Consider the following 25,324-nt stretch of genomic DNA (forward strand, 5'->3'; position numbering starts at 1 on the left):
AAGGGGAGAGGGTGGAAGCTGACTAATCCCACGCCGGCGCGAAGCCGGGATTGACGCAGCGTCTGTCCTTGGGCAGCGCCGCGATCTTGTTGCGGTCGGCCTCGTCGAGCGTGATCTTCAGCGCGTCGAGATTGGCCTGCTGACTCTCGCGGCGCGAGGCCTTGGGAATTGCAGCGACACCGTCCTGGTCGAGCAGCCATTTCAACGCGACCTGCGCGGCGGTGGCATTGTGCTTGGCCCCGATTTCCGCCAGCACCGGATCCGACGCGACGCGTCCCTGCGCGAGCGGGCAGTAGGCGACCAGCGGGATCGACTTGGCCTGGAGATAGGCCAGCACCTTCGATTGATCGAGCATCGAGTGGTATTCGATCTGGTTGCAGGCGATCGGCGCCTTGATGTCCTCGACCGCGATCTTGAGCAGCGCCGTGGTGAAATTGGCAACGCCGATCGCCCGCGTGCGCCCCTCCTCCTTCAGCTTCATCAGGGTCTCGAACACCGCGCCCCAGTTCGCCGACTTCGATGGCCAATGCACGAGATAGAGATCGACATGGTCGAGCCGGAGCTTGCTCAGGCTGGCGTCGAAAGCACGGCGGATCGCATCCGGCGCCAGATTCTCGTGCCAGACCTTTGTCGTAACATGCAGCTCGCCGCGGGGCACGCGGGCGACGGCGAGCGCGGCGCCGATCGCTTCCTCGTTGGCGTACATCTCGGCGGTGTCGATGTGGCGATAGCCGATCGACAGCGCGCTCTCGACCGCTGCGCGGCAGGCATCGCCCTGCATGCGGAAGGTGCCGAGGCCGAGCTTGGGCATGCTGATGCCCTGTGTCTTGAGATTGTCCATGAAAAGGCTCCTGACGTAATTCATCCCGCCGGATGCGCGCGGCGACGCCGCGTGGGCAGACTTTTCGGTGATGGAAAAGAGGTGGCGGGAACCGGCACTATAGCGCGGGAGGGGCGCGGCGGCCAATCAAGATCGGGTTAGGCCCCTCAAGAATGCTGCGCGACCACGGCCGGGCGGGCTTGCGGCTGCGGCACGATGTCGACCGACCAGAGGTCGCGGTTGTCGACGTCCTTCAAGGTCACGGTCATGACGCCGCTGGTGCCGTCGACGTCGACGCGGCCGAAGAACTGCAGGCCGAAGCACGGTGCCAGGTTCTCGCCCTGCGCCTCGCTGCACCCGTTCTGGTACATCGCGACGGGGCCAAAGGTATTGTCGAGCTCGCCCGGCCCCCAGGTGCCGGCATGCAGGGGCCCGGAGACGAACTCCCAGAACGGTTCGAAGTCCTGAAACTGCGCTTTGTTCGGATCGTAATAGTGCGCGGCGGTGTAATGCATGTCGGCGGTGAGCCAGACGATGTTGCGCACGCCCGCGCGCTTGATGGACCCAAGCAAATCGGCGATCTCGTGCTCACGCCGGTCGGGCGCCCCATTGCCGAGCGCGACGGCGTCCATGCTGACCAGGCCGATCGGCAGGTCGGCCGCGATCACCTTCCAGGTCGCGCGCGACGCCGCAAGCTCCCGCTTCAGCCAGGCGAGCTGCTCGGCGCCAAGAATCCAGCCGCGATGGTCGTCGCCCCTATTCCAGCTGTCGTCGCGAAAACTGCGCATGTCGATCATGAAGACATCGAGCAGCGGGCCGTAGGCGATCTTGCGATAGACCCGGCCTTGCCGCGCGCCGATGTCGCGGATCGGCATGAAGTCGAAGAAGGCGCGGCGGGCGCGCGCAACCAGGCGCGGCGTGCCGTCGTCCTCATAGCCGGCCTCGTCAAAGCTGCCGGTCGGCGACCAGTCGTTGGTGACCTCGTGGTCGTCCCATTGCGCGAACATCGGGACGTCCGCGTGGAAGGCGCGAAAATGCTCGTCGAGATGGTTGTATTTATAGTTGCCGCGGAACTGCGCCAGCGTGTGCGCGACCTCGGCTTTCTCCTCGGTCACCAGATTGCGCCAGGTCTCACCGTTCGGCAGCTTCTGTTCGGAAGGAATCGTGCAATCGGCGTAGATATGATCGCCGGAATGGATGAAGAAATCCGGGCGGTTGTCGCGCATGGTGCGATAGCTACGATAACCGCCACGCGCGATGTCGATGCCCCAGCCCTGCCCGGCGACGTCGCCGGACCACACGAAAGAGACCGACCGGCCGGCGGCCGGCGCGCTGCGGAAATGGCCCACGCGGCTTTCGCCGGTAACGCCGGTCGCGACGTCGTCGAACCGAACGCGATAGAAGATGTCCTGCCCGGGCGGCAGATCGTTCAGCAACAGCTTCGCGGTGAAGTCGGCATCTGGCCGCGCATCGCGGGAAGCCGACGCAATGATGGTCTTGAAGCTTTCGACGGTCGAGTATTCCACCTGCATGCGCGCGGGCCGGTCGGCGCGCGCCCAGACCACGGCGGAGCCTTCGGAGACATCGCCGGACTGGATGCCGCCGGCGATCTGCGGACGGTCAGCGGCGCGGCTGATATACGGTGTTGCGAGCGTGCCGAGCGAGGCGACGGCGAGACTGGACGTGGAGCGGACCAGGAATTGCCGCCGGGTCCATGCGCGCGAGGCGCGGAGCGATGCCATTCAGGAAACCTTCGTCGAATCGCGACGGAAGGTGCCTGCGCCGTTTGACTCCCGGCTTACGGTTTCTTGACCCCACGCTTACGGTTTTGCGACGTGGGGATGACGGTTAGGGCGTGCGGCGATCCGCTCCCTCGCCCCGTTCTTACGGGGCCACGACGAGCTTCGCTCGCGCTGAGAGGGCTGGGGTGAGGGGCCTCTATCCGCGATCACGGTGAGAGCTGGACTCGCGGAGACTCCCCCTCACCCGGATTGCATCTTCGATGCAATCCGACCTCTCCCGCAAGCGGGGCGAGGTGAAGGAGCAGCAGCGCCGCGCCTAATGCTTCCAGTTGCAGATGCCCCCGGAGCGGCACGGCCAGGTCTGGATGCGGGTATCCATCGCCTGTGCATCGAGCGGATTGCTGCGGCGATGCGCGAGCTTGGTACGCGCGGCACCGCGCGGCTGGGCGCGGTTCGCATGCGCGACCTTCGGCTCGGCCACGCGCACGCGCTTGGCGACAACCTTCTTCGGCACGTCGACCGGCTCGGCGCGCGCCTGCGCCTCGTTGCCGCCCTTCGCCTCTAACGCGACCGGCGCGAATTGCGTCTCGGGCCCGAGCCGCTTCGGCGACAGCACGGCCTTGGAGAGATCGAGACCGAAATACTCACTGGGCTTGTAGTCGTCAGCGCGCGCGATGCCGCCCCCTGCGAGCACGAGGGCAATTGCAACTGCAAAATGAACGCTCTTCAGGACCACGGACGCCTCCTGAAATTGATGATTTGAGAGGTAATTTACCTCTATTTAGGAGGCGTCGCGGGTAATTCCAGCGGTCAAGTGCCGCCGTGGTTAAGAAGTTTGGCGGTGTCAGGCGACCTTTTTCGCCATCGCCGTTCCTTCCAGGAACCCCATCAGGCGGCTGCGGATGATTTGTTCCGCCTCGCCCATGATGCGATCCACGAGTTCCTTGCAGGTGGGGATGTCGTGAATGAGCCCTGCGACCATGCCGCAGCTCCAGGCGCCCGCGTCCATCTGGCCGTCGAGCATCACCTTGGGATAGACGCCCGCGACCTGGTCGTGGATGTCGTCGATGGTGAGCTTGGCGCCCTTCTCGCGCTCGATCTCGAGCAGGCGATCGACATTGGAATTCTTCAGCACGCGCTCGGTATTGCGGAGCGCCCGCATGATCAGCCGCGTGTCGAGCTCGGTCGCGGCGACCAGCGCGTTCTTCACGTTCTGATGGACAGGTGCTTCCTTGGTGGCGATGAAGCGCGTGCCCATGTTCATGCCGGCCGCGCCCAGCGACAGGGCTGCTACGAGGCTACGCCCATCGGCCATGCCGCCGGAGGCCACGAACGGGATCTTCAATTCCTCCGCCGCGCGCGGCAGCAGGATCATGTTCGGAATGTCGTCCTCGCCGGGATGACCGCCGCACTCGAAACCGTCGACGCTGACGGCGTCGCAGCCGATCCGCTCGGCCTTCAGCGAATGACGCACCGAGGTGCATTTGTGGATGACCTTGATACCGGCGGCCTTCAGCGCCGGCATGTAGGCTTCCGGGCTGCGGCCCGCGGTCTCTACCGACTTGACGCCGCCCTCGACGATAGCCGCGATATATTCCGGATAAGGCGGCGCGGCGAAGGTCGGCAGGAAGGTGAGATTCACGCCGAACGGCTTGTCGGTCATGTCGCGGCAGCGCGCGATCTCTTTCGCCAGCAGCTCCGGTGTCTTCTGCGTGAGACCGGTGATGATGCCGAGCCCGCCGGCATTGGAGACGGCGGCCGCCAGCTCGGCAAAGCCGACGAAATGCATGCCGCCCTGGATGATGGGATGCTCGATGCCGAACAACTCGGTGATCGCGGTCTTCACTTAGATACCTCCCGGAATTTTGTTTGGGCTGGCTTCAGTCTAGCCGCAGTCTCGTGCCGCGGTCACCATTTCTCGCCGAATGGGCGGATCTCCATCTCGAAGGTCCAGGCACTCTTGGGCTGCTGATAGAGCTGCCAATAGGAGTCGGCCACCGCCGACGGCGGCATCAGCAGATCGGGATTGTCCAGCGCGTTCGGCCCGAGCGCTTCGAGCCGTCGCTGCCGCACCCATTCGGTGTCGACGCCGGAATCGATGATGAGATGGGCGACGTGGATGTTCTTCGGCCCAAGCTCGCGCGCCATCGCCTGCGCCACGGCGCGCAAGCCGAACTTGGCGCTGGCAAACGCGGCAAAACCACTGCCGCCGCGCAAAGATGCGGTCGCGCCGGTGAAGAAGATCTTGCCGCCCCCACGTGCCAGCATCAGCCGCGCCGCTTCGCGGCCCGCGAGGAAGCCGGAGTAGCACGCCATCTCCCAGACTTTGCGGAAGACGCGCTCGGTGGTGTCGAGGATCGGGAAATTGACGTTGGCGCCGACGTTGAAGATGCAGACCTCCAGCGGGGCATGCTTGTCGGCGTCGTTGAGGAAGGCCGTGACTTCCTCTTCCTTGCGTGCATCGAGCGAACGCGCGTGGATCTCACCGCCGGCAGCCTCGATGTCCTTCACCAGCGGCGCCAGCTTGTCACCGTTGCGACGGCCGGCGAAAATCGTGAATCCCTCAGCGGCGAATTTCCTGGCGATCTCGGAGCCGATGAAATCGCCGGCCCCGATGACGGCGGCTGTCGCGTTTCGCTTGGGCAAGGTCGCCTCCTCTGGTGAGAGCAGTGTGTGATTGAGGCGGAAGCTATAGTTCTAAAATAGAACTGTCAAATTATGGAGCTGAATGCTAGCCTTCATTACAAATATCACTGACCATTCAAGTCAGTTCCTTTTTCTGACTGACCAAGCCGTTGCCGGAGACCGGATCATGAAATGGGACACGCTGGACGAAGAGCCCTGCTCGCTCTCCCGTACGGTGGCCGTGGTCGGCGATCGCTGGACGCTTCTGATCCTGCGTGAATGCTTTTTGCGCGTGCGGCGATTTGAAGGATTCCAGTCCTCGCTCCAGATCACGCGGCATCTGTTGTCAGAGCGACTGAAGAAGCTGGTCCGCTTCGGCATCCTGCGCCGCGTTCCCTATTCCGAGGCGCCCAAGCGTTATGAATACATCCTGACGCAGAAGGGCCTCGACCTCTACCCGATCATCATGGCGATGGTGCATTGGGGCGACACCCACATGGGCGACGAGCGCGGCCGCCCGCTGCTGCACGAGCACAAAACTTGCGGCAAGCAGTTCGATCCGGTGATGGTGTGCTCGGAATGCGGCGAGACGCTGCATGCGAAGCAGGTGCATGTGCACGCGGGGCCGGGGCGGAAGGAGATGACCGGGCTTTAATGCCCCCGCGCCGGCGCGCCGAGATTGATCGGCCGCAGCACCGCCGCCGTCGGGATCATCAGCACCGCGACGATCGCAAGCGTCCAGAACACGTCGATATAGGCGAGGAAATCGACTTGCTGCTGCAGGGTGCGGCCAACCCAGGCGAGCGCCTGTGACGCAGCGTCGCTCGCATTCGAGCCCTGCGCCTGGAAGTAGCGCGTCATCTCGTCGATGGTCTGCTGATAGCCGAGGTCGGATGGCGCGGCGTGCTCGATCAGCCTGCTCTGATGGAATTGCTGACGCTGCGCCAATACCGTCTGCGCCAGTGCGACGCCCATCGAGCCGCCGATATTACGAGCGACATTGATCAGCGCGGACGCCTGGTTGGTCTTGTCCGGGGGCACGCCGTCATACGACGCCGTCGTCACCGGCAGGAACAGGAAGGGCAAACCGATCGCCAGGAAGATGCGCGACAGCGCCGCGTAGCCGTAGGTAATGTCGCCGGTCAGTCCGGTGAGATGCCACATCGAGAATGCGACCGCAGCGGCCCCGAACATGATGAGATATTTCGGCTGCACCGTACTGACGAGGCGGCCGACCACCGGCATGAGCACGAGTGTCGCAATGCCTCCGGGCGACAAGGCGAGACCGGCCAGCATCGCCGTGTAGTTCAGCTCGGTCTGGAGCAGCTGTGGCAGGAGCTGCGTCGTTGAGATCAGCACCGCGCCGGTGCCGAGCATGACCAGGAAACAGGCGCCGAACTGGCGGCGACCGAGCAAACGAAGATCAATGATGGGATCCTCGCGGGTCAGCTCCCACGGGATCAGCGCGAGCAGCGAGACGGCCGCGAGCACCGCGAAGAACACGATCATGCTCGAACCGAACCAGTCGTTGCGCTGGCCTTCGTCGAGAACGTATTCGAGCGAGCCGAGCCCGACCGCAACCAGCAGGAAGCCGATGTAGTCGACGCGCAGGCCTTTGCTCAGCAGCTTCTCCCTTTCCTCCTCCGCGCCGGACGGCTCCTTGACCAGCGTGCCGACCAGGAACAGCGAGAGCAATCCCATGGGCACGTTGATGAGGAACACCCAGTGCCAGGTGTAGGTATCGGTGATCCAGCCGCCAAGCGTCGGGCCGATCACGGGCGCCACCACGACGGCAACGCCATAGATAGCGAAGGCCTGCCCCCGCTTCTCCGGGGGAAAGGAGTCCGCCAAGATCGCCTGCTCGCTGGTCGCCATGCCGCCGCCGCCGAGACCTTGCAGGATGCGGAACAGCACCAGCGACTGCAGATTCCAGGCGAACCCGCACAGCAGCGAGGAGACCGTGAAGGTCGCGACGCAGATCATGTAGAAGCGCTTGCGGCCGATCACGGTCGAGAGCCAGCCCGAGATCGACAGCACGATGGCGTTGGCGACGAGATAGCTGGTGATGACGTAGGTGCTCTCGTCGATGCCGACCGCCAGCCCGCCGGCGATGTGGCGCAACGCGACATTGGCGATCGTGGTGTCGAGCACCTCCATGAAGGTCGCGATCGAGACCACGAACGCAATCAGATAGGGATTGTGCCCGCCGGCCGCCGAGCGCTCCGGCGACCATCCTCCCGCGCTGCCTTGCGCGGCGTCCGTCATCGCACCCTGGTCCAGGGCACGACCGACATGCCAGGACCGACCGGCAGATCGGCCGGCCAGTTGTCGACGACGATCTTCACCGGCACGCGCTGCACCACCTTGACGTAGTTGCCGGTGGCATTCTCCGCCGGCAGCAGGCTGAACGCGGTGCCTGAGCCCGGCTGCACGGAATCGACATGTCCTGTCAGCTTGCGACCGGGATAGGCATCGATGCGGATCTCGACCGGCTGGCCCGGACGCATGTCGTTGAGCTGGGTCTCCTTGTAATTGGCGACGATCCAGACCTCGTCCGGCACGAACATCATCAGGCTCTGTCCTGCCGTGACGAAGGTTCCTTTGGCACCCGAGAGCTTGACGACACGGCCGGACTGAGCCGCGACGACGCTGGCATATTGCAGGTTCAGGTTCGCCTGATCGAGCTGCGATTGCGATTGATCGAGCTGCGCCTTGGCGCCTTCGAGCTGGGCCTGCAGCGTCTTGATGCCGACTTGCGCGGCCGTCACCGCCGTCTTGGCACGCTCTGTGTTGGCCTGCTGCGCCTGGAGATCGGAGCGGGTCTGCTGCTGCCGCTGCACGGTGCCGGCGCCCTTCTCGACCAGGTCCTGAGCGCGTGCGAATTCCTCCTGCGAGAACTGAAGCTGTGCCTGCGCCTGTTCGAACTGCGCCTGGGCCTGCTTTATCTGCTCCTGCTGGGAAACGATCTGCGCCTCGACATTGGCGATGTTGGCCTTCGAGACCGCGACCTGAGCAGCGGCCTGATCGACAGCGATACGGTAGTCGCGCTCGTCGATCTTGGCGATGAGATCACCGGCATTGACGTGCTGGTTGTCGGTGACCGGGATATCGGTCACGTAACCGCCGACCTTCGAAGCCACGGAAAAGCTGCGCGCCGCGACGAAGGCATCGTCGGTGGATTCGTAATGGCGGACCTGGAGCCAGTACAACAGTCCGCCAATCAGAGCAGCGAGTAGAACGATCGCGCCAACGCTTGCCAACAGCCAATGCTGGCGAAGCCGTTCGCGTAGCGATGGCGTCTTCGCCGGCTTCTGGTCCCTGGTGTCGCGGGCCTGATCGGGAACGGTCGTCGGAGCTTCCTCCGCCCTCTGCGGCTGCTCCGCGGACGGCTCACGCTCCCGTGTCTGAGCATCCACGCTGAACACCTTTCTCGGGATTAAACTGGCGGCAGGGCGGCCAAGCCGGCTCACGCGCCGCGAGCCCAACTACAGCACCGGGCCATGGTTCCGCTTCATGCGAGCACCATCATCATTCGTGAACGCGGTGCCCAAAAAGCAAGCGCGGCACCGGCTGCCGCGCTTGCCTCAATGTCCTTCATGGGAGACGCACCGGCGTCAGTGCGTCTTCGTCGCCTGCCATTTCTCGAGATCGGGCTTCACCTCGCCCGATCCCTGCTCTTTCTCCGGCGTGCCCTTCCAAGGTGTGTCCGTCTGTTTGTGCGAACCCCAGTCGGTCTGTTGCCGGGGATCGTCGCTGGATCGTTCCTTGCTCATCGAACTCCCTTTCCGTGAATTTCCTATGCGAAGGGGACACCGTAATAGGAGTTGATGCCGCGCACTGCGGCCTCATCACCCCAGTTCCAATCGCTGCGTTCGCCGTATTTCGGCGCGCCTTCCAGTTCCCTGGCGGTGATGCCGGTGACATACCCGCCAAGCTCGGTGTCGTACTTCAGCGACTGCCAGGGCAGCGGATAGTGCTCGTTGCCGAGGCCCATGAAACCGCCGAAACCGAGCACGGCGTAGGACACCTTGCCGCTGACCTTGTCGATCATCACGCGTTCGATCGAGCCGATCTTGTTGCGATCGGCGCCATAGACCGACGTTCCCTCGACCTTGTCACTGCCGATCAAGCGGCCCGTTTCGCTTCGATCCAGTTCACCTTGATTCAACATCTCGAGCCTCCACTCAGCCGACGCATGGATCAACCGGACGAAGAGATGATCGTTCCAAAACGCGCTCCGCAACTCGTCAGGAACATCGTGGGAAACAGGCTGTTCTCTGAACTTCAAGCCTGCAGAACCAGGAGCCGCCCGCGATGTCCCAGACCGTCTCCGACTTCATCGTCCAGCGTCTGCATCAATGGGGTGTGCGCCACATTTTCGGATATCCCGGGGACGGCATCAACGGCGTGTTCGGCGCGCTTCAACGAGCTGACGGCAAGATCGGCTTCGTGCAGGCGCGGCACGAGGAGATGGCGGCGTTCATGGCCAGCGCTTATGCGAAGTTCTCCGGCCAGCTCGGTGTCTGCATCGCGACTTCCGGCCCCGGCGCCTCGCATCTCATTACCGGCCTCTACGATGCGCTGCTGGATCATCAGCCGGTGCTCGCGATCGTCGGCCAGCAATCGCGCAATGCGCTCGGCGGGAACTACCAGCAGGAACTCGATCTGGTCTCGATGTTCAAGGACGTCGCCGGAGCCTACGTGATGCAGGCGTCCTCGCCCGCGCAGGTTCGCCACCTTATCGATCGATCGGTGCGGACCGCGCTGGCCCGGCGGATCCCGACGGCGATCATTCTGCCCAATGATCTCCAGGAGGAGCCCTACGAAGACCCGCCCCGCGCGCACGGCACGCTGCATTCCGGCGTCGGCTACAGTGCCCCGCGCATCATGCCGCGCGAGACCGAGCTTGACCGCGCTGCAGAGGTGCTCAATGCCGGCAAGAAGGTCGCGATGCTCATTGGCGCGGGTGCGCTCCACGCCACCGACGAGGTGATCGCGGTTGCCGACCGGCTGTCGGCCGGCTGCGCCAAGGCGCTGCTCGGCAAGGCCGCGCTGCCGGACGATTTGCCTTGGGTCACCGGCTCGATCGGCCTGCTCGGCACCGAACCGAGCTACAACATGATGATGGAATGCGACACGCTGCTGATGGTCGGCTCAGCCTTCCCCTATGCCGAATTTCTGCCGAAGGAAGGCGCCGCGCGCGGCGTGCAGATCGACATCGACGCCAGCATGATGTCGATCCGCTTTCCCATGGAGGTCGGCCTCGTCGGCGACGCCGCCGAGACGCTGCGTGCGCTGCTGCCACGGCTCGCAGCCAGGACCGACGGCGCCTGGCGCAAGGGCATCGAAGACGACGTCGCAAAATGGTGGAAGACGCTGGACGACCGCGCGCATCAGCCGGCCGCACCCGTCAATCCGCAACTCGTCGCCCGGGAATTGTCCCCGCGATTGCCGGACCGCGCCATCATCACCAGCGATTCCGGCTCCTGCGCCAACTGGTTCGCGCGCGATCTCAAGATGCGGCGCGGGATGACGGCGTCGCTCTCAGGCGGTCTCGCCTCGATGGGCGCCGCTGTGCCTTACGCGCTCGCGGCGAAATACGCCCATCCGGACCGGCCGGTGATCGCATTGGTCGGTGACGGTGCCATGCAGATGAACAACATGGCCGAGCTGATCACGGCCGCGAAATACTGGCGCGCCTGGCGCGATCCGCGGTTCATCGTCTGCGTCTTCAACAACGAGGATCTCAACCAGGTCACCTGGGAGCAGCGCGTCATCAACGGCGATCCCAAGTTCGAGGCCTCGCAGCGCATTCCCGACGTACCCTACTCTCGCTTCGCCGAGATGATCGGCCTGCGCGGCATCTTCGTCGACAGTCCGGAACTGCTCGGCTCGGCATGGGAGCAGGCGCTGGCGAGCGAGACGCCCGTCGTGCTGGAGGTGAAGACCGACCCCGAGGTGCCGCCGCTGCCACCGCACATCACCCTGCAGCAGGCGAAGAACTTCTCGCTCGCCCTGATGAAGGGCGACCCGAACGAGAGCAGCGTGATCAAGGGAGCGGCACGGCAGGTTCTGGAAACGATCCTGCCGGGCAAGGAATGAGGTCGAGCATGAGCGATTTTCGCGATATCCAGCATGGCGTCAATGATCCGGTCGATGGCCTCGACGTGAAACGGCAGATCAATGACAAGCGGACGCCACACGAGCGGGCGCAACGTCACGCCGACGTCCGTGCCGAGGCGACCGCGGTGCCGACCGAGCCGTTTCTGCCAGAACGGCTTCGGCGCAAGCCGACCGATCCCATCAATCCGCGCACCGGCCGACATCCCGCGGACTAACCGTTAGGAACTCCGCCCGCTGCAGCGTGTTGGTCGGCGCAACATCGCGCAGCAAAGGGCTGCGCACCCATTCGGAGGGACGAACCATGAAACGTACGATCATCGCAGCCGCCTGCGTACTCCTGGCGGGCCCCGCGCTCTCGCAGTCGCTTGGCGAGAAGACCGGCGTCAATTCGGCGCTCGGCGTCGCGCCCGCAACCGCCGACTTCGTCAAGGAGGTGGCCATCAGCGACATGTTCGAGATCGAATCGAGCAAGCTCGCGGAGCAGAAGGGCAACGCGCAGGAAAAGACTTTCGCGCAGCAGATGGTGACCGACCACACCAAGACCAGCAGCGAACTGAAGGGCCTTGTCAGCGGCGGCAAGGTGCAAGCGACCCTGCCGACCGCTCTCGACAGCTCGCACCAGAGCAAGCTCGACAAGCTCAAGAGCGCGAACGACAAGGACTTCAGTTCGGACTACAACTCATACCAGGTCAGTGCCCATGAGGACGCGGTCTCGCTGTTCGAGCGCTATTCCAAGGGTGGCGACAATTCCGCGCTGAAGGACTGGGCCGGCAAGACGCTGCCGGCGCTGAAGCACCATCTCGACATGGCCAAGGAACTCGGCAAGGCCCCGAGCGTCGGACAATCCAAATAAACGTCGTTCGAGTAAACATCCTTTGAGGACGCCGGCCTGCCGGCGTCCTCTCGTTTTGCAACGATGCCTGGCTCCGCGCATTGAGGTCGCAAAAGCGCGGAGACCCTCATGACCCAGCAAGACAAGACCTCGCTCACTCGCCGGCACGTCGTCCACGCCGCGAGCGCAACGCTCGCGGCAGCTTCGGTTGCCTCTACGACAGCGAAAGGAGACTCGTCCATGGCCGAGCAGAAACTGGTCGATCCCGTGACCCGCTATCCGAAGCCACCGTTCCAGAAGCAGTCGCAGCCCTGGCCGGGCCTCGCCGGCAAGATGGAGCCGCGGCCGGACCATGGCGAGACCAGCTACAAGGGCTCCGGCCGCCTCGCCGGCCGCAAGGCACTGATCACCGGCGGCGATTCCGGCATGGGCCGTGCCGCCGCAATCGCCTATGCGCGCGAAGGCGCCGACGTCGCAATCAACTATCTGCCGGCGGAAGAGCCCGACGCGCAGGAGGTGATCGCGCTGATCAAGAAGGAAGGCCGCACCGGCCTCGCCGTTCCCGGCGACCTCAGGGATGAAGCCTTCTGCAAGAAACTGGTCGAGCAGGCGGTGCAAGGCCTCGGCGGCCTCGACATCATCGTCAACAACGCAGCCCGGCAGCAGACGCGAGCTTCGGTCCTGGACGTTTCTTCGGAAGACTTCGACGCAACCATGAAGACGAATATCTACGCGCCGTTCTGGATCATCAAGGCGGCGCTTCCGCATCTCAAGCCGGGTTCTTGCATCATCGGCACGACTTCCGAGCAGGCTTACGACCCTTCGCCGGATCTCTACGACTACGCACAGACCAAGGCCGCGACGATGAACTACGTGAAGTCGCTGGCCAAGCAGCTCGCGTCCAAGGGCATCCGCGTCAACGGCGTCGCTCCCGGACCGATCTGGACGCCGCTCCAGGTCTCCGGCGGCGCCACGATGGAAAAGCTGGAAAAATTCGGCGGAATGACGCCGCTCGGCCGTCCCGGTCAGCCGGTCGAGCTGGCCTCGATCTACGTGCAGCTGGCCGCGGCCGACGCGAGCTATGCGACCGGACAGGTGTACGGCTCCTCGGGCGGCGCTGGGCACCCGTAGAGCTGCAGCACGCAGGAACAATCATCAAGCCACGGCCGTTACAAAACTGTCATGGAGATCTTTTTAGCAGCCGTGGACTGATGACGCTCGCAACCGTCAAACCAACGCGGATCGATATCGCCATCGCGAACGAGATCGCGGATCATACCAACTCGGAGCTCGAGCAGACCGCGCAAGCGTTGACCTGGGGCGCGGACGAGCATGTGCTCCTTGCTCTCGCCGCGGCCGGCTGGCTTTATGCCCGTATCCGACCTGCCGAAGAGCGCCGTGCAGCCAATCACATTCTGGCCGTGTCGGTTGCGACGGCGGTGCTGCCGCACATCCTGAAATCCGCATTCGACCAGCTCAGGCCGGACCGGCTGACACTGCAAGGCCATTGGCGCGGCATCCCGTTCTCAGGACAGCCGCGCGACGCCTTCCCGTCCGGCCACGCCGTGCATATGGGCGCTCTGGCTTCGGCTGCCGGCCTGCTGCCTCCAGTCCCACGTCGTCTCCTCCGTGCCACAGCCACAGCCCTGTCGCTCTCGCGTATCGCGCTGCTCGCGCACTGGGCGAGCGACGTCGTCGCGGGCTTCACTCTCGGCGTCGTCGTCGAGCGCATGCTGAGGCCGTTGACCCTAACGAGACCCAACCGCCGATCGTCCAAGCCACGAGCCCGGCGATGACCGAATATATCCTGCGCTTCATCATAGGGGGCTTGATCGTGTCCGCTTTCGCGATCCTCGGCGACATGCTCAAGCCGAAGAGTTTTGGCGGCCTGTTCGGGGCCGCGCCATCGGTCGCACTCGCCACGCTCGGAATCGCGGTCGTTCAGCACGGCCCGCAATATGCCGCAGCCGAAAGCTGGACCATGATCTACGGTGCGATTGCTCTCGCCTGCTACAGCGTCACGGCCTGCCATCTCCTGATGAGGTTTCGGCTCGCGGCGCTGACCGCCACCATGGTCGCTTTTGCCGTATGGCTTGCGGTCGCCTTCGGCCTGCTCGCGGGCCTTGGAGGTGCCGCCTGATGCTGGTCAAGTTGTCATCTTCGGCGCTCAAGCAGACGCGCTGGTACGAATACGGCGTCCGCTTCCTGCTCGGGGGCCTCGCAACGGTTTTCACGGGGATCGTTGGCGCACGCTTCGGCGTCTCCGTCGGCGGGCTCTTCCTCGCACTTCCCGCCATCTTCTGCGCCAGCGCGACGCTGATCGAAAGCCACGAGCGGCGCCGCAAGGAAAAGGCTGGCCTCAGCGGGAGGAGACGCGGACAGCAGGCTGCAGCGCTCGATGCTGCGGGAGCCGGCCTAGGAAGCATTGGCCTGGCTGCGTTCGCCGCTACGTTTTACGCCCTGAGTTCAACACATACGGTGGGCGCGCTCGCCGCCGCCATTCTGGTATGGACCGCCGTCTCGGTGTCGGCGTGGTGGCTCAGGCGGAAGCTCAGGAATCCCCGTCGCCATCCGCAGCCCGGCAGCCGAGCGCGATCGGCGCAAGGCCACGGATTCTCCTCGTAGCATCAGGAAATCATACACCTCGGCTGCGGCATGAAGCTGCAAGGCGCACGCCGACGGCGTCCCGTTGACTGCCTTCCGGCAAGCTCGCCAGTTCGCGCTGCAGACGCTGCCTCTGCGCGTCAAGGCGCTGTCCGAAGGTGTGTGGTTCAGACCGTCTTCGCATCATCCGTCCTCGGTGGTTGCAGGCCTGGGCTGTTGGCCCAGCGCTCGACTTGCTCGATCACCTTCTGGTGGCTCGGACGCACCGGCTTGGGCGGCTCGGGCTCGTCGGAAAGCTTGCGGGGTAACCTGACTTCGTCTGTCATGACCCATCTCCCTTTCCCTTAAAATGCGTTTCCCCGAGAATCGTTTCTAAGTCGTAATCCATTGATTTTTATCGACTATATTGCCAGATCGACTTTTTTTGGACTCCTGTGGAACTCACGTCAAGTTTAGCAACTTACTCACTTTGCGTGATCGACCTGAATGACCTTCGCGCCGAACGGCGCCGAGCGCCTTCAGGTCATGCTCTCCCCAGAAGAGCTGACCGCAGTTGACGATTTCCGGTTCAAACACCGCATGCGAACGCGGGCCGCGGCCGTCCGCGAGTTGCTCAAGTTTGGCCTGGCCGCCGCGGGCGTCGATGCGACGACGGGCATCAAGTCGAGCAGCTTCGGGGTATTCGGCCGCGGACCCGACGGACATACCCAGGGCGATCCTGAAGGCTAACCTAAAAGCCGTCTCATAAAACAAAACGACCCCGGCACGGTGGGTGCCAGGGCCGTCCTTGGAGATTACTTCCGGCTCACCGGGGGCATGATAACCGGAAGCAATCTTTCGACTCTTCGCGCGAGGATTCGTTCCTCAAATTAACCGGTCGGCGCATCGCCGGAATCGTCCGGCATCACGCCGGAGCCCGGCGTCTTGGTGTTGTCGTTGAGTTTGGGATCCCGCGTCGCCTCACGCGATGGCGAGCCTTTTGTATTGGTTGTATTGGTCTTGTGCACGGTCTGCGCACGCTGCTTGTCGCGCGGCTGCTCCTCTCCGCGCTTGTCCTTGACGATGCCGTGGTCGGAATGCGCCATGATGTCCTCTCGCCTCGTTTGATGCCGTGAAGCGGTTACGCGCTGGCACAACGAATGTTCCAGCGCGCGCGAGGCTCACGCAGCGCTAGCTATGCGTCGCGTGTGTCGCGGCCGCCGCATTTTCCTGATGCACTTGCCGGACCGTGGTCGCCGTCGCGAAAGCGACCGAGACGCCGAAGGCAAGGATGAGTGAGAGAAGTGCAAGACGTGGAGCCATCGCAAAACCTCCTTCTGGAAACGAGAATCAACGCGACCGACTATTCCTCGATGATTCCCGATTAATCGCTCACATTCCGTGAGCGGTCTCACACGCAGATTGACGAAACCGGCGGTGCTCACGCATCCTGCATTTGGAGGACGCGGACCTTGACGGGCGGAATTTCACCGTCCAGCCAGTCCTGCTCGGTCGCCAATGCGTTCCAAGCATCCGCCATGCGCGAATAGCGCTTGTTGGCGGGTTTCCCTTCCGCGCGTTCGGCGAGTTGCAGGCAGTTGTCGGCGTTATTCCTGAAGATGTCAGACTGTTTCATGGATGAGACGTGGGTACGGAACTCTCGCATCGCAACCGCCCTTAACGGATCGTAACGTTCAGGGAACTTCGCGCCCCATCGGTCATTGATATCGATGCGAGTTCTTGTCGCGATCATCCTGATGTTCGTCAGCAGCGCAGCGCTTGCCGACAGCACCGGCGAGCGGAGGCCGGGCGACCGGGCGCCGACGGCCACCGACGTCATCAGCGGTCTCTACGCGTTCAGTCGTTTTCAACAGGGGCTCCTGGAGAGCACCGATCTCAAGGGCAATGCGGAAGTGCAGAACCTCGCCGCCTTGCGCGCCGAGGAGGCGGCGAAACGCGACAAGGCCTTGAAGGACATTCAGGAGGCGATCGGCGCCGAACCGCGCGTCGGCAAGACCGCAGCGAGCGCAAGCCTCACGGAACCCGACGATTCGGACGGACCCGCTTATGTCCGGACATTCTATGCCGCGCAAATTCCCGAATATGAAACCGCCATCACGCTGCTCGAACTCTATTTGAAGGCGCCCGATAATGCTGCGCTTGCCACTTTTGCCCGCGAGCAACTGCCGGTGCTGCGCGCGCAGGTGGGAGATGCGGAGCGGACGATGGCAGACAAATAGCGCCCCGTTTTGTCTTCCGGCAGCCGCCCGAGGGCCCCTGCACTCCCGATTGGCAAGCCCGGGATGTGACCGCAAAAAACAGCAAATCGGGTTCCAGAATTCTTTGGAACCAGATGGAACCATTCTCGTTTTCCGTCGTTGTTTTGGCCGGGCTGAGCAAAACGGGTTCCAATTCTCGCGCCGCAGGCTTGGCGCTTGATTTCGAATTTGGCTGACGCTCTATTTTGATGTGTCGCGTCACGCCTTAAGATTCGGCCGACGCTTGCGGGGGAATGAGTATGAGCGACCTCGATTCCGGAACGGCATCACGCTCCGGTCGTCGCGTCTCGAAACCTAAACCCAACGGCACGTCGGAGCCGGATTCCCGGCCGGAATTGCTGCTCGCACTGCAAGCGATGCGCAGCGGCGATTTCTCGGTGCGCATGAGCGGCGATTATCTCGGCATCGACGGCAAGATTGCCGACACTTTCAATGAAATCATCGCCGCCAACCAGCGCATGGCACAGCAGCTCGAGCTGGTCGGCCAGGTGGTGGGCCGCGAGGGTAAGACGCGGCAACGTGTGAAGTTCGGCCTCGCCTCCGGCTCCTGGGCCGACATGGAGGGCTCCGTCAACACGCTGATCGACGATCTGCTCTGGCCGACGCGCGAAGTGACGCGCGCGGTCGCAGCGGTCGCGCAAGGCGACCTGCTCCAGACCGTCAAGCTCGACGTCGACGGCCGTCCGCTGCGCGGCGAATTTTTGCAATCGGCGACCATCGTCAACACGATGATCAAGCAACTCGGCGTGTTCACCTCCGAGGTGACGCGCGTCGCGCGCGAGGTCGGCACCGAGGGCAAGCTCGGCGGCCAAGCCCAGGTGCCGGAGGTGACAGGCGTCTGGAAGGATTTGACCGAGAGCGTCAACTCGATGGCGAACAATTTGACCAACCAGGTTCGCAACATCGCCGAGGTGACGATCGCGGTGGCGAACGGCGACTTGTCCAAGAAGATCACCGTCGACGTTCGCGGCGAGATCCTTCAGCTCAAGGAAGCCATCAACACGATGGTGGACCAGCTCCGTTCCTTCGCCTCCGAAGTGACGCGCGTGGCGCGCGAGGTCGGCACCGACGGCAAGCTCGGCGGACAGGCGATCGTGCCCGGCGTCGCCGGCACCTGGAAGGATTTGACGGACTCCGTCAACGCGATGTGCGGCAACCTCACTGCACAGGTCCGCAATATCGCCAACGTCACCACCGCCGTCGCGCGCGGCGACCTCTCGCGCAAGATTACCGTGGACGTGCGCGGCGAGATTTTGGAGCTGAAGGACACCATCAACACCATGGTGGACCAGCTGAACTCTTTCGCTTCGGAAGTGACGCGCGTCGCGCGCGAGGTCGGTACCGAAGGCAAGCTCGGCGGCCAGGCCCAGGTGCCCGGTGTGGCCGGCACCTGGAAGGACCTCACCGACAACGTCAACTTCATGGCCTCGAACCTGACCGCGCAGGTCCGCAACATCGCCGATGTCGCCACCGCCATCGCCGGCGGCGATTTGTCGAAGAAGATCACCGTGAACGTGTCGGGCGAGATCCTTCAGTTGAAGGAAACGCTCAACACCTGCGTGGACCAGCTCAACGCCTTTGCCGGCGAAGTCACGCGCGTGGCGCGCGAGGTCGGCACCGAGGGACGGCTGGGTGGCCAGGCCAATGTGCTCGGCGTCGCCGGCACCTGGAAGGATTTGACGGAAAGCGTCAACTCGATGGCGTCGAACCTGACCGCGCAGGTCCGCAACATCGCCGAGGTGACGACGGCGGTCGCCGGCGGCGACTTGTCGAAGAAGATCACCGTGGACGTGCGCGGCGAGATTCTGGAGCTGAAGGACACCATCAATACGATGGTGGACCAGCTCAACGCCTTCGCCGGCGAAGTCACGCGCGTCGCGCGCGAGGTCGGCACCGAAGGCAAGCTCGGCGGTCAGGCCCAGGTCCGCGGCGTGGCCGGCACCTGGAAGGACTTGACGGACTCGGTCAACTCGATGGCCTCGAACCTGACCGGCCAGGTCCGCAACATCGCCGAAGTCGCGACTGCGGTCGCCAAGGGCGATTTGTCGAAGAAGATCACCGTGAACGTGTCGGGCGAAATCCTTCAGTTGAAGGAGACGCTCAACACCATGGTCGACCAGCTCAACGCCTTCGCCGGTGAAGTCACGCGCGTGGCACGCGAGGTCGGTACCGAAGGCAAGCTCGGCGGTCAGGCCCAGGTGCCGGGCGTCGCCGGCACATGGAAGGACCTCACCGACAACGTCAACTCGATGGCGGGCAACCTCACCGCCCAGGTCCGCAACATCGCCGAGGTCGCAACCGCCATCGCCGGCGGCGACCTCTCACGCAAGATCACGGTGGACGTCCGCGGCGAGATACTTCAGCTCAAGGACACCTTAAACACGATGGTCGACCAGCTCAACCGCTTCGCGGGCGAGGTGACGCGCGTGGCGCGCGAGGTCGGCACCGAAGGGCGGCTTGGCGGTCAGGCCAACGTGCCCGGCGTCGCCGGCACCTGGAAGGATTTGACCGACAGCGTGAACTCGATGGCCGGCAACCTCACTGCCCAGGTCCGCAACATCGCTGAAGTCACCACCGCCGTGGCGCGCGGTGACCTGTCGCGCAAGATCACAGTGGACGTGAAGGGCGAAATCCTCGAGCTCAAAAATACCATCAACACCATGGTGGACCAGCTCAACGGCTTTGCCGGCGAAGTGACGCGCGTCGCGCGCGAGGTCGGCACCGAAGGCAAGCTCGGCGGCCAGGCCGAGGTGCCCGGCGTCGCCGGCACCTGGAAAGACCTCACCGACAACGTCAACTTCATGGCCTCGAACCTGACGGCCCAGGTCCGCAACATCGCCGAGGTCGCGACCGCGATCGCCGGCGGCGACCTTTCCAAAAAGATCACAGTGGACGTGCGCGGCGAAATCCTTCTGCTGAAGGACACCTTGAACACGATGGTCGAGCAGCTCCGCTCTTTCGCCGCCGAAGTGACGCGCGTGGCGCGCGAGGTCGGCACCGAAGGCCGGCTCGGTGGTCAGGCCGTCGTGCCCGGCGTCGGCGGCACCTGGAAGGATCTCACCGACAACGTCAACCTCCTGGCCGCGAACCTCACCACCCAGGTCCGCAACATCGCCGAAGTGACGACCGCCGTGGCGCGCGGCGACTTGTCGCGAAAAATCACCGTGGACGTGAAGGGCGAAATCCTCGAGCTGAAAAACACTATCAACACCATGGTGGACCAGCTCAACGCCTTCGCCGGGGAAGTTACCCGCGTCGCCCGCGAGGTTGGCACCGAAGGGGAGCTCGGCGGCCAGGCCCAGGTGCCCGGTGTGGCCGGCACCTGGAAGGACCTCACGGACACCGTCAACTTCATGGCGGCGAACCTGACGGAGCAGGTCCGCGGCATCGTCAAAGTGGTGACTGCGGTCGCCAACGGCGACCTCAAGCAGAACCTCACGGTGAAGTCGAAGGGCGAGGTCGCAGCCCTCGCCGACACCATCAACAACATGACCGAGACGCTCGCGACCTTCGCCGATCAGGTGACGTCAGTGGCGCGCGAAGTCGGCGTCGAAGGCCGCCTCGGCGGTCAGGCTGACGTGCCCGGTGCCGCCGGCACCTGGAAGGACCTCACCGGCAACGTCAACCTCCTGGCGGCGAACCTCACCTCGCAGGTGCGCGCGATCGCGGAAGTGGCGACCGCCGTGACCAAAGGCGATTTGACGCGGTCGATCCAGGTCGACGCCCGCGGCGAAGTGGCTGAGCTGAAAGACAACATCAACACGATGATCACGAATCTCCGTCTCACGACGGACGTGAACACCGAGCAGGACTGGCTGAAGACCAACCTCGCCAAATTCACCAACATGCTCCAGGGCCAGCGCGATCTTGCCACCGTCGGCCGGCTGCTGCTGACCGAATTGTCGCCGCTGGTGAACGCCCACACCGGGGTGATCTACCAGGTCGAGAGCGAGGATAGTCCGCAGCTTCTGTTGCTCGCCTCCTATGCCGGCGACGGCGTCTATCCGTATCAGCGCGTGCTCCCGCTCGGCGACGGCCTGATCGGCCAATGCGCACTCGATCGACGACCGCGCGTCATCGCCGACATTCCACCCGACGTGGTGCCGATCAACTCGGCATTGTTCCGCGTCGCGCCGAAGAACCTCGTGGTGCTGCCGGTGCTGTTCGAAGGCCAGGTCAAGGCGGTGATCGAGCTCGCCTCGCTCACTTCATTCACGACCTCGCAGATGACGTTCCTGGAGCAGCTCACCGACTCCATCGGCATCGTGCTCAATTCGATCGAGGCGACGATGCAGACCGAAGGCCTGCTCAAGCAGTCGCAGCAGCTCGCCGGCGAGCTCCAGACCCAGCAGCGCGAGTTGCAGCAGACCAACGACCAGCTCGAGCAGAAGGCGCAGCAGCTCGCCGAGCGCAACGTCGAGGTCGAACGCAAGAACCAGGAAATCGAGCAGGCCCGCCGCGCGCTGGAGGAGAAGGCGACCGAGCTGGCGCTGACCTCCAAGTACAAGTCCGAATTCCTCGCCAATATGAGTCACGAGCTGCGCACGCCGCTGAACTCGATCCTGATCCTGGGACAGCAGCTTACCGACAACCCGGACGGCAACCTCACCGGCAAGCAGGTCGAATTCGCCCGCACCATCCACGGCGCCGGGACCGATCTGCTCAACCTCATCAGCGACATCCTCGACCTCTCCAAGATCGAGTCAGGCACGGTGACCGTTGACGCCGAGGAAATCCTGACCGCGAACCTGCTGGAAACCGTCGGGCGGCCGTTCCGGCACGAGGCCGAAAACCGCAATCTGTCGTTCAAGATCGAGGTGGATCCGAACCTTGCACGCAGCATCGTCACCGACTCCAAGCGCCTTCAGCAGGTCCTCAAGAACCTGCTCTCCAACGCCTTCAAGTTCACCGCCGAGGGCGAGGTGCGCCTGAAGGTCGCCACCGTGGTCGGCGGCTGGGGCACGGATCACCCGGTGCTGAACTCCGCGCCAGCCGTGATCGCGTTCGAAGTGTCCGACACCGGCATCGGCATTCCCGTTGAGAAGCAGAAGCTGATCTTCGAGGCGTTCCAGCAGGCGGATGCCGGCACCAGCCGCAAATATGGCGGCACCGGGCTTGGTCTCGCGATCAGTCGCGAACTCGCGAGCCTGCTCGGCGGCGAAATCCATCTGCGGAGTGCCCCCAGCAAGGGCTCGGCCTTCACACTCTATCTGCCGCTGAAATACTCCGGTCCGACGCTCGCGCCACGCGTTGCGCCTTCGTTTCAGCATCAGCCGCCCGCACTGCAACCGCCCGCGCCCGAGCAACGCGTCATCGAGCAATTGCCCGACGACCGGCTCAACCTCGAGCCCGGCGACACCATCCTGCTCATCGTCGAGGACGATCCGCACTACGCGCGTATTCTCATCGACCTCGCCCGCGACAAGGGTTTCAAGGTTCTGGTCGCTGCGCGCGGCGCGGAGGCGCTGGAGCTTGCCAAGCAATACCAGCCGCGGGCCGTCTCGCTCGACGTGTTCCTGCCTGACATGCTCGGCTGGACGGTGCTGAGCCAGCTCAAGCACAATCCGCTGACCCGCCACATCCCGGTGCAGATCATCACGCTCGACGAGGACCGCCAGCATGCGCTGGCGCGCGGCGCGTTCTCCTTCGTCAACAAGCCGACCACGACCGAGGGCGTCTCGGCCGCGCTGACGCAGATCAAGGAATATGCGCGGCCGCGACGCAAGCGGCTCTTGATCGTCGAGGACAACGAGGCCGAGCAGCTCTCGATCCGCGAGCTGCTGCATCACGACGACATCGAGATCGTGACGACCGACACCGGCGCCGGCGCCCTCTCGATGTTGCGCGAATCGCCCTGCGATTGCGTGGTGCTCGACCTCAGGCTGCCCGACATGAGTGGCTTCGAGGTGCTGGACCAGATCCGCAACGACGAGACGCTGTCCAACATTCCGGTCGTGGTCTTCACCGGGCGCGAGCTTTCGGCGGAGGAGGATGCGGAACTCCACACCATGGCGCGCAGCATCGTGGTGAAGGGCGTGGAGTCGCCCGAACGCCTGCTCGACGAGACCGCACTGTTCCTGCATCGCGTGATCACGGAACTGCCGGTCGAGAAGCAGCGCATGCTGGAGAAGTTGAACAGCTCCGACGAGGACCTGATCGGCAAGACCGCGCTGCTCGTCGACGACGACGCCCGCAACATCTTCGCGCTGTCGAGCGTGCTGGAACGGCGCGGCATGAAGGTGCTGACGGCGACCACCGGCCGCGAGGCGGTGACGCTGGTCGAATCCAACCCGGAAATCGCCATCGTGCTGATGGACATCATGATGCCGCAGATGGATGGCTATCAGACCATCGGCGTGATCCGGGAGAACCCGGCTTTCTTGCGCCTGCCGATCATCGCGCTGACCGCCAAGGCCATGAAGGGCGATCGCGAGAAGTGCCTGGAAGCCGGAGCGTCCGACTACCTCGCCAAACCCGTCAACACCGATCAATTGCTGCTTGCGATCCGCATGTGGCTGCACCGCTGAGTTTGGATCCGGGAATGGACCACGAAAAGGTCAACATCCTCCTCGTCGACGACCAGCCGGCCAAGCTGCTCGCCTATGAGGTGATATTGAAGGATCTCGGCGAGAACCTCGTGATCGCCTCGTCCGGCCGCGAAGCGCTGGAGGTGCTGCTCAAGACCGAGATCGCGGTGATCCTGGTCGACGTCTGCATGCCCGAGCTCGACGGTTTCGAGCTTGCTGCGATGATCCGCGAGCATCCGCGCTTCCAGAAGACCGCGATGATCTTCATCTCGGCGATTCAAGTCAGCGACATCGACCGTTTGCGCGGCTACGAGATGGGTGCGGTCGATTACGTGCCAGTGCCAGTCGTACCGGAGGTGCTGCGCGCCAAGGTCAAGGTGTTTGCCGAACTCTATCGCAAGACCCGCGAACTCGAACGGCTGAACCAGGATCTCGAGGATCGCGTGCGCGCGCGCACGGCCGAACTGGAAAATTCCACCGCAAAGCTGCGCGAGAGCGAAGAGCGGCGCAGCATGGCGATCGCTGCCGGCAAGATGGGGTCCTGGGACTGGGACTGGGTCAACGGCGACTGGATGTGGGACGAAGGCCAGTACCGCATTTTTGGTGTGACGCCGGAGACCTTCAACGTCACCTTGGCCAACATCCAGGCGCTGCTGCACCCCGAAGACGTCGACCGGTTCGGTCTGGCGATCACCGCATTCAATACCGGCGCACACGCTTATGAAGGCGAGTTTCGCGTCAGCCGGCCCGATGGCGAGGTGCGCTGGTGTGTCGGCACGGCGGCCGCTACGGTGGACCAGGGCGGCCGCGTGGTGCGTGTGAGCGGCGTCACCGTCGATATCACCGAACGCAAACGGGCCGAAGAGCGACAAAATCTGCTGGCGCGCGAGGTCGATCATCGCGCCAAGAATGCACTGGCGCTGGCGCAGTCGATCGTGCGCCTCACCCGTGCCGACGAGGTCAAGGCTTACGTCAACGCGGTCGAGGGGCGCATCAATGCGCTGGCGCGCGTGCACACGATCCTGTCGCTGTCGAGCTGGCAGGGCGCCGAACTCTCAAAGCTGATCGATGAGGAGCTCGCGCCCTATTCGCTCGGCGGCCAGATCAAGCTGACGGGTCCTGAGGTTCAGTTGCTGCCGGCGACCGCCCAGACGCTCGCGCTGGCGCTGCACGAGCTTTTCACCAACTCGGCCAAATATGGCGCGCTCTCGACGCGGTCGGGCCGCCTCTTGATCGGCTGGCAGGTCGAGGAGGATCACCTCTCACTGAGCTGGGAGGAATCCGGCGGTCCGCTGGTGCGGACGCCGAAATCTCGCGGCTTCGGCACACGGAGCCTGCTGGCGAGCGTCGAGTCCCAGCTCGGCGGTCAGGCGCAATTCGATTGGCGCGCCGAGGGGCTACTGTGCCGCCTGGAGGTGCCGCTGACCCGCAGGACCGCGGCAACGATCGCGCAAGATAAAGTCGACACCGCCAGCTCCGCCGAATTGCAGCGCGCATCCGGTTAGCCAGACGCCGCCCTCGTCATGTGCTGCGACGACGACGACCACGGTTCGCGAGCGATCCGGCCCTCGAGCCAGGCTTCCGTCCGGGCGAGATCACGCAATGCCTTGGCATAGCGGCGTGCCGCGCTGCGCTCTGCGCCGCGTGGCAGATGGCGCGCCTTGCGCAGCATGTCCGCGGCCGCGTTGCGATAGGCGAGCGAGCGGTAAAGAAAAACGACCTTACCCATATCCAATGTTCCTGTGTTGACGCCGTTCATCCTCGCAAGTCCGGCATGAACGTCGGATGAAGCG

25 protein-coding genes are annotated in these 25,324 nt (G+C 64.0%); 12 read left to right on the plus strand and 13 right to left on the minus strand.

The genetic code is table 11. The annotated features are described in order from the left end of the window. Positions 1–22: 22 nt before the first annotated feature. The 5 genes from IVB29_RS07525 to IVB29_RS07545 all read right to left on the minus strand — a co-directional run bounded on the left by IVB29_RS07525 (position 23) and on the right by IVB29_RS07545 (position 5,208). Positions 23–841, minus strand: coding sequence for an aldo/keto reductase (locus IVB29_RS07525; RefSeq protein WP_247502757.1), 819 nt, complete (start codon positions 839–841; stop codon positions 23–25). A 146-nt stretch (positions 842–987) separates the two neighbouring features. Beyond that, positions 988–2,562: an alkaline phosphatase D family protein gene (locus IVB29_RS07530; protein ID WP_247502758.1), complete on the minus strand. Its 1,575-nt coding sequence runs from the start codon at positions 2,560–2,562 to the stop codon at positions 988–990. A gap of 316 nt (positions 2,563–2,878) precedes the next feature. Continuing rightward, the gene (locus tag IVB29_RS07535; protein WP_247502759.1) at positions 2,879–3,298 is read right to left on the minus strand and encodes a hypothetical protein; all 420 of its coding nucleotides are present in this window, start codon (positions 3,296–3,298) and stop codon (positions 2,879–2,881) included. Positions 3,299–3,406: 108 nt separating this feature from the next. Continuing rightward, entirely contained in the window at positions 3,407–4,408 is a 1,002-nt protein-coding gene (locus IVB29_RS07540) for a nitronate monooxygenase family protein (RefSeq protein ID WP_247502760.1), read from the minus strand. Positions 4,409–4,470: 62 nt separating this feature from the next. Continuing rightward, positions 4,471–5,208, minus strand: coding sequence for an SDR family oxidoreductase (locus IVB29_RS07545; protein WP_247502761.1), 738 nt, complete (start codon positions 5,206–5,208; stop codon positions 4,471–4,473). Between the two features lie 166 nt (positions 5,209–5,374). Here IVB29_RS07545 and IVB29_RS07550 point away from each other — a divergent pair, with 166 nt between their 5' ends. Then, complete coding sequence (locus IVB29_RS07550) at positions 5,375–5,842, plus strand: helix-turn-helix domain-containing protein (RefSeq protein ID WP_247502762.1); 468 nt, start codon at positions 5,375–5,377, stop codon at positions 5,840–5,842. On the opposite strand, the gene IVB29_RS07555 is transcribed toward IVB29_RS07550, so the two are convergent. From IVB29_RS07555 to IVB29_RS07570, 4 genes are all read right to left on the minus strand, one after another. Further along, on the minus strand, positions 5,839–7,452 hold the full coding sequence (locus IVB29_RS07555) for a DHA2 family efflux MFS transporter permease subunit (protein WP_247502763.1): 1,614 nt from the start codon (positions 7,450–7,452) through the stop codon (positions 5,839–5,841). The genes IVB29_RS07550 and IVB29_RS07555 overlap by 4 nt on opposite strands. Continuing rightward, on the minus strand, positions 7,449–8,603 hold the full coding sequence (locus IVB29_RS07560; protein ID WP_247502764.1) for an HlyD family secretion protein: 1,155 nt from the start codon (positions 8,601–8,603) through the stop codon (positions 7,449–7,451). The genes IVB29_RS07555 and IVB29_RS07560 overlap by 4 nt, the downstream gene beginning before the upstream one ends. Before the next feature lie 198 nt (positions 8,604–8,801). Next, a complete protein-coding gene (locus tag IVB29_RS07565) occupies positions 8,802–8,960 on the minus strand; it encodes a hypothetical protein (RefSeq protein ID WP_247502765.1) in 159 nt (52 codons plus the stop codon). 23 nt (positions 8,961–8,983) lie between these two features. Next, complete coding sequence (locus IVB29_RS07570) at positions 8,984–9,358, minus strand: PRC-barrel domain-containing protein (protein ID WP_247502766.1); 375 nt, start codon at positions 9,356–9,358, stop codon at positions 8,984–8,986. A 143-nt stretch (positions 9,359–9,501) separates the two neighbouring features. Between IVB29_RS07570 and IVB29_RS07575 the strand changes: the two genes are divergently transcribed. The 7 genes from IVB29_RS07575 (at position 9,502) to IVB29_RS07605 (ending at position 14,767) form a co-directional block, all read left to right on the plus strand. Further along, positions 9,502–11,289: a thiamine pyrophosphate-requiring protein gene (locus IVB29_RS07575; RefSeq protein ID WP_247502767.1), complete on the plus strand. Its 1,788-nt coding sequence runs from the start codon at positions 9,502–9,504 to the stop codon at positions 11,287–11,289. Positions 11,290–11,297: 8 nt separating this feature from the next. Further along, the gene (locus tag IVB29_RS07580; RefSeq protein WP_247502768.1) at positions 11,298–11,525 is read left to right on the plus strand and encodes a hypothetical protein; all 228 of its coding nucleotides are present in this window, start codon (positions 11,298–11,300) and stop codon (positions 11,523–11,525) included. 86 nt (positions 11,526–11,611) lie between these two features. Beyond that, the gene (locus IVB29_RS07585; RefSeq protein ID WP_247502769.1) at positions 11,612–12,163 is read left to right on the plus strand and encodes a DUF4142 domain-containing protein; all 552 of its coding nucleotides are present in this window, start codon (positions 11,612–11,614) and stop codon (positions 12,161–12,163) included. A gap of 219 nt (positions 12,164–12,382) precedes the next feature. Further along, a complete protein-coding gene (locus IVB29_RS07590) occupies positions 12,383–13,273 on the plus strand; it encodes an SDR family oxidoreductase (protein WP_247502770.1) in 891 nt (296 codons plus the stop codon). 80 nt (positions 13,274–13,353) lie between these two features. Further along, on the plus strand, positions 13,354–13,938 hold the full coding sequence (locus IVB29_RS07595) for a phosphatase PAP2 family protein (RefSeq protein WP_247502771.1): 585 nt from the start codon (positions 13,354–13,356) through the stop codon (positions 13,936–13,938). After that, complete coding sequence (locus IVB29_RS07600) at positions 13,935–14,282, plus strand: DUF3147 family protein (RefSeq protein ID WP_247502772.1); 348 nt, start codon at positions 13,935–13,937, stop codon at positions 14,280–14,282. The genes IVB29_RS07595 and IVB29_RS07600 overlap by 4 nt, the downstream gene beginning before the upstream one ends. After that, positions 14,282–14,767 (plus strand): hypothetical protein, encoded by a 486-nt coding sequence (locus IVB29_RS07605; RefSeq protein ID WP_247502773.1) that lies wholly within the window; start codon positions 14,282–14,284, stop codon positions 14,765–14,767. Before IVB29_RS07600 ends, IVB29_RS07605 begins: the two co-directional genes overlap by 1 nt. Before the next feature lie 146 nt (positions 14,768–14,913). Here the strand turns inward: IVB29_RS07605 and IVB29_RS07610 are convergent, their stop codons facing one another. Then, positions 14,914–15,072, minus strand: a complete 159-nt coding sequence (locus IVB29_RS07610) for a hypothetical protein (protein ID WP_247502774.1) — start codon at positions 15,070–15,072, stop codon at positions 14,914–14,916. 160 nt (positions 15,073–15,232) lie between these two features. On the opposite strand from IVB29_RS07610, the gene IVB29_RS07615 reads away from it, so the two are divergent. Continuing rightward, positions 15,233–15,475, plus strand: coding sequence for a hypothetical protein (locus IVB29_RS07615; protein WP_247502775.1), 243 nt, complete (start codon positions 15,233–15,235; stop codon positions 15,473–15,475). 140 nt (positions 15,476–15,615) lie between these two features. On the opposite strand, the gene IVB29_RS07620 is transcribed toward IVB29_RS07615, so the two are convergent. Continuing rightward, positions 15,616–15,831, minus strand: a complete 216-nt coding sequence (locus IVB29_RS07620; RefSeq protein ID WP_247502776.1) for a hypothetical protein — start codon at positions 15,829–15,831, stop codon at positions 15,616–15,618. A gap of 335 nt (positions 15,832–16,166) precedes the next feature. Then, positions 16,167–16,361: a hypothetical protein gene (locus tag IVB29_RS07625; RefSeq protein ID WP_247502968.1), complete on the minus strand. Its 195-nt coding sequence runs from the start codon at positions 16,359–16,361 to the stop codon at positions 16,167–16,169. Between the two features lie 94 nt (positions 16,362–16,455). Between IVB29_RS07625 and IVB29_RS07630 the strand changes: the two genes are divergently transcribed. From IVB29_RS07630 to IVB29_RS07640, 3 genes are all read left to right on the plus strand, one after another. Continuing rightward, positions 16,456–16,965, plus strand: coding sequence for a DUF4142 domain-containing protein (locus IVB29_RS07630; RefSeq protein WP_247502777.1), 510 nt, complete (start codon positions 16,456–16,458; stop codon positions 16,963–16,965). A gap of 278 nt (positions 16,966–17,243) precedes the next feature. Then, a complete protein-coding gene (locus IVB29_RS07635; RefSeq protein ID WP_247502778.1) occupies positions 17,244–23,531 on the plus strand; it encodes a HAMP domain-containing protein in 6,288 nt (2,095 codons plus the stop codon). Positions 23,532–23,545: 14 nt separating this feature from the next. After that, positions 23,546–25,036, plus strand: a complete 1,491-nt coding sequence (locus tag IVB29_RS07640) for an HWE histidine kinase domain-containing protein (protein WP_247502779.1) — start codon at positions 23,546–23,548, stop codon at positions 25,034–25,036. Here the strand turns inward: IVB29_RS07640 and IVB29_RS07645 are convergent. Next, a complete protein-coding gene (locus IVB29_RS07645) occupies positions 25,033–25,290 on the minus strand; it encodes a hypothetical protein (RefSeq protein WP_247502780.1) in 258 nt (85 codons plus the stop codon). The two genes, IVB29_RS07640 and IVB29_RS07645, sit on opposite strands and share 4 nt — an antisense overlap. Positions 25,291–25,324: the final 34 nt, after the last annotated feature.

This window comes from Bradyrhizobium sp. 1 (assembly GCF_023073315.1).
Taxonomy (GTDB): domain Bacteria; phylum Pseudomonadota; class Alphaproteobacteria; order Rhizobiales; family Xanthobacteraceae; genus Bradyrhizobium.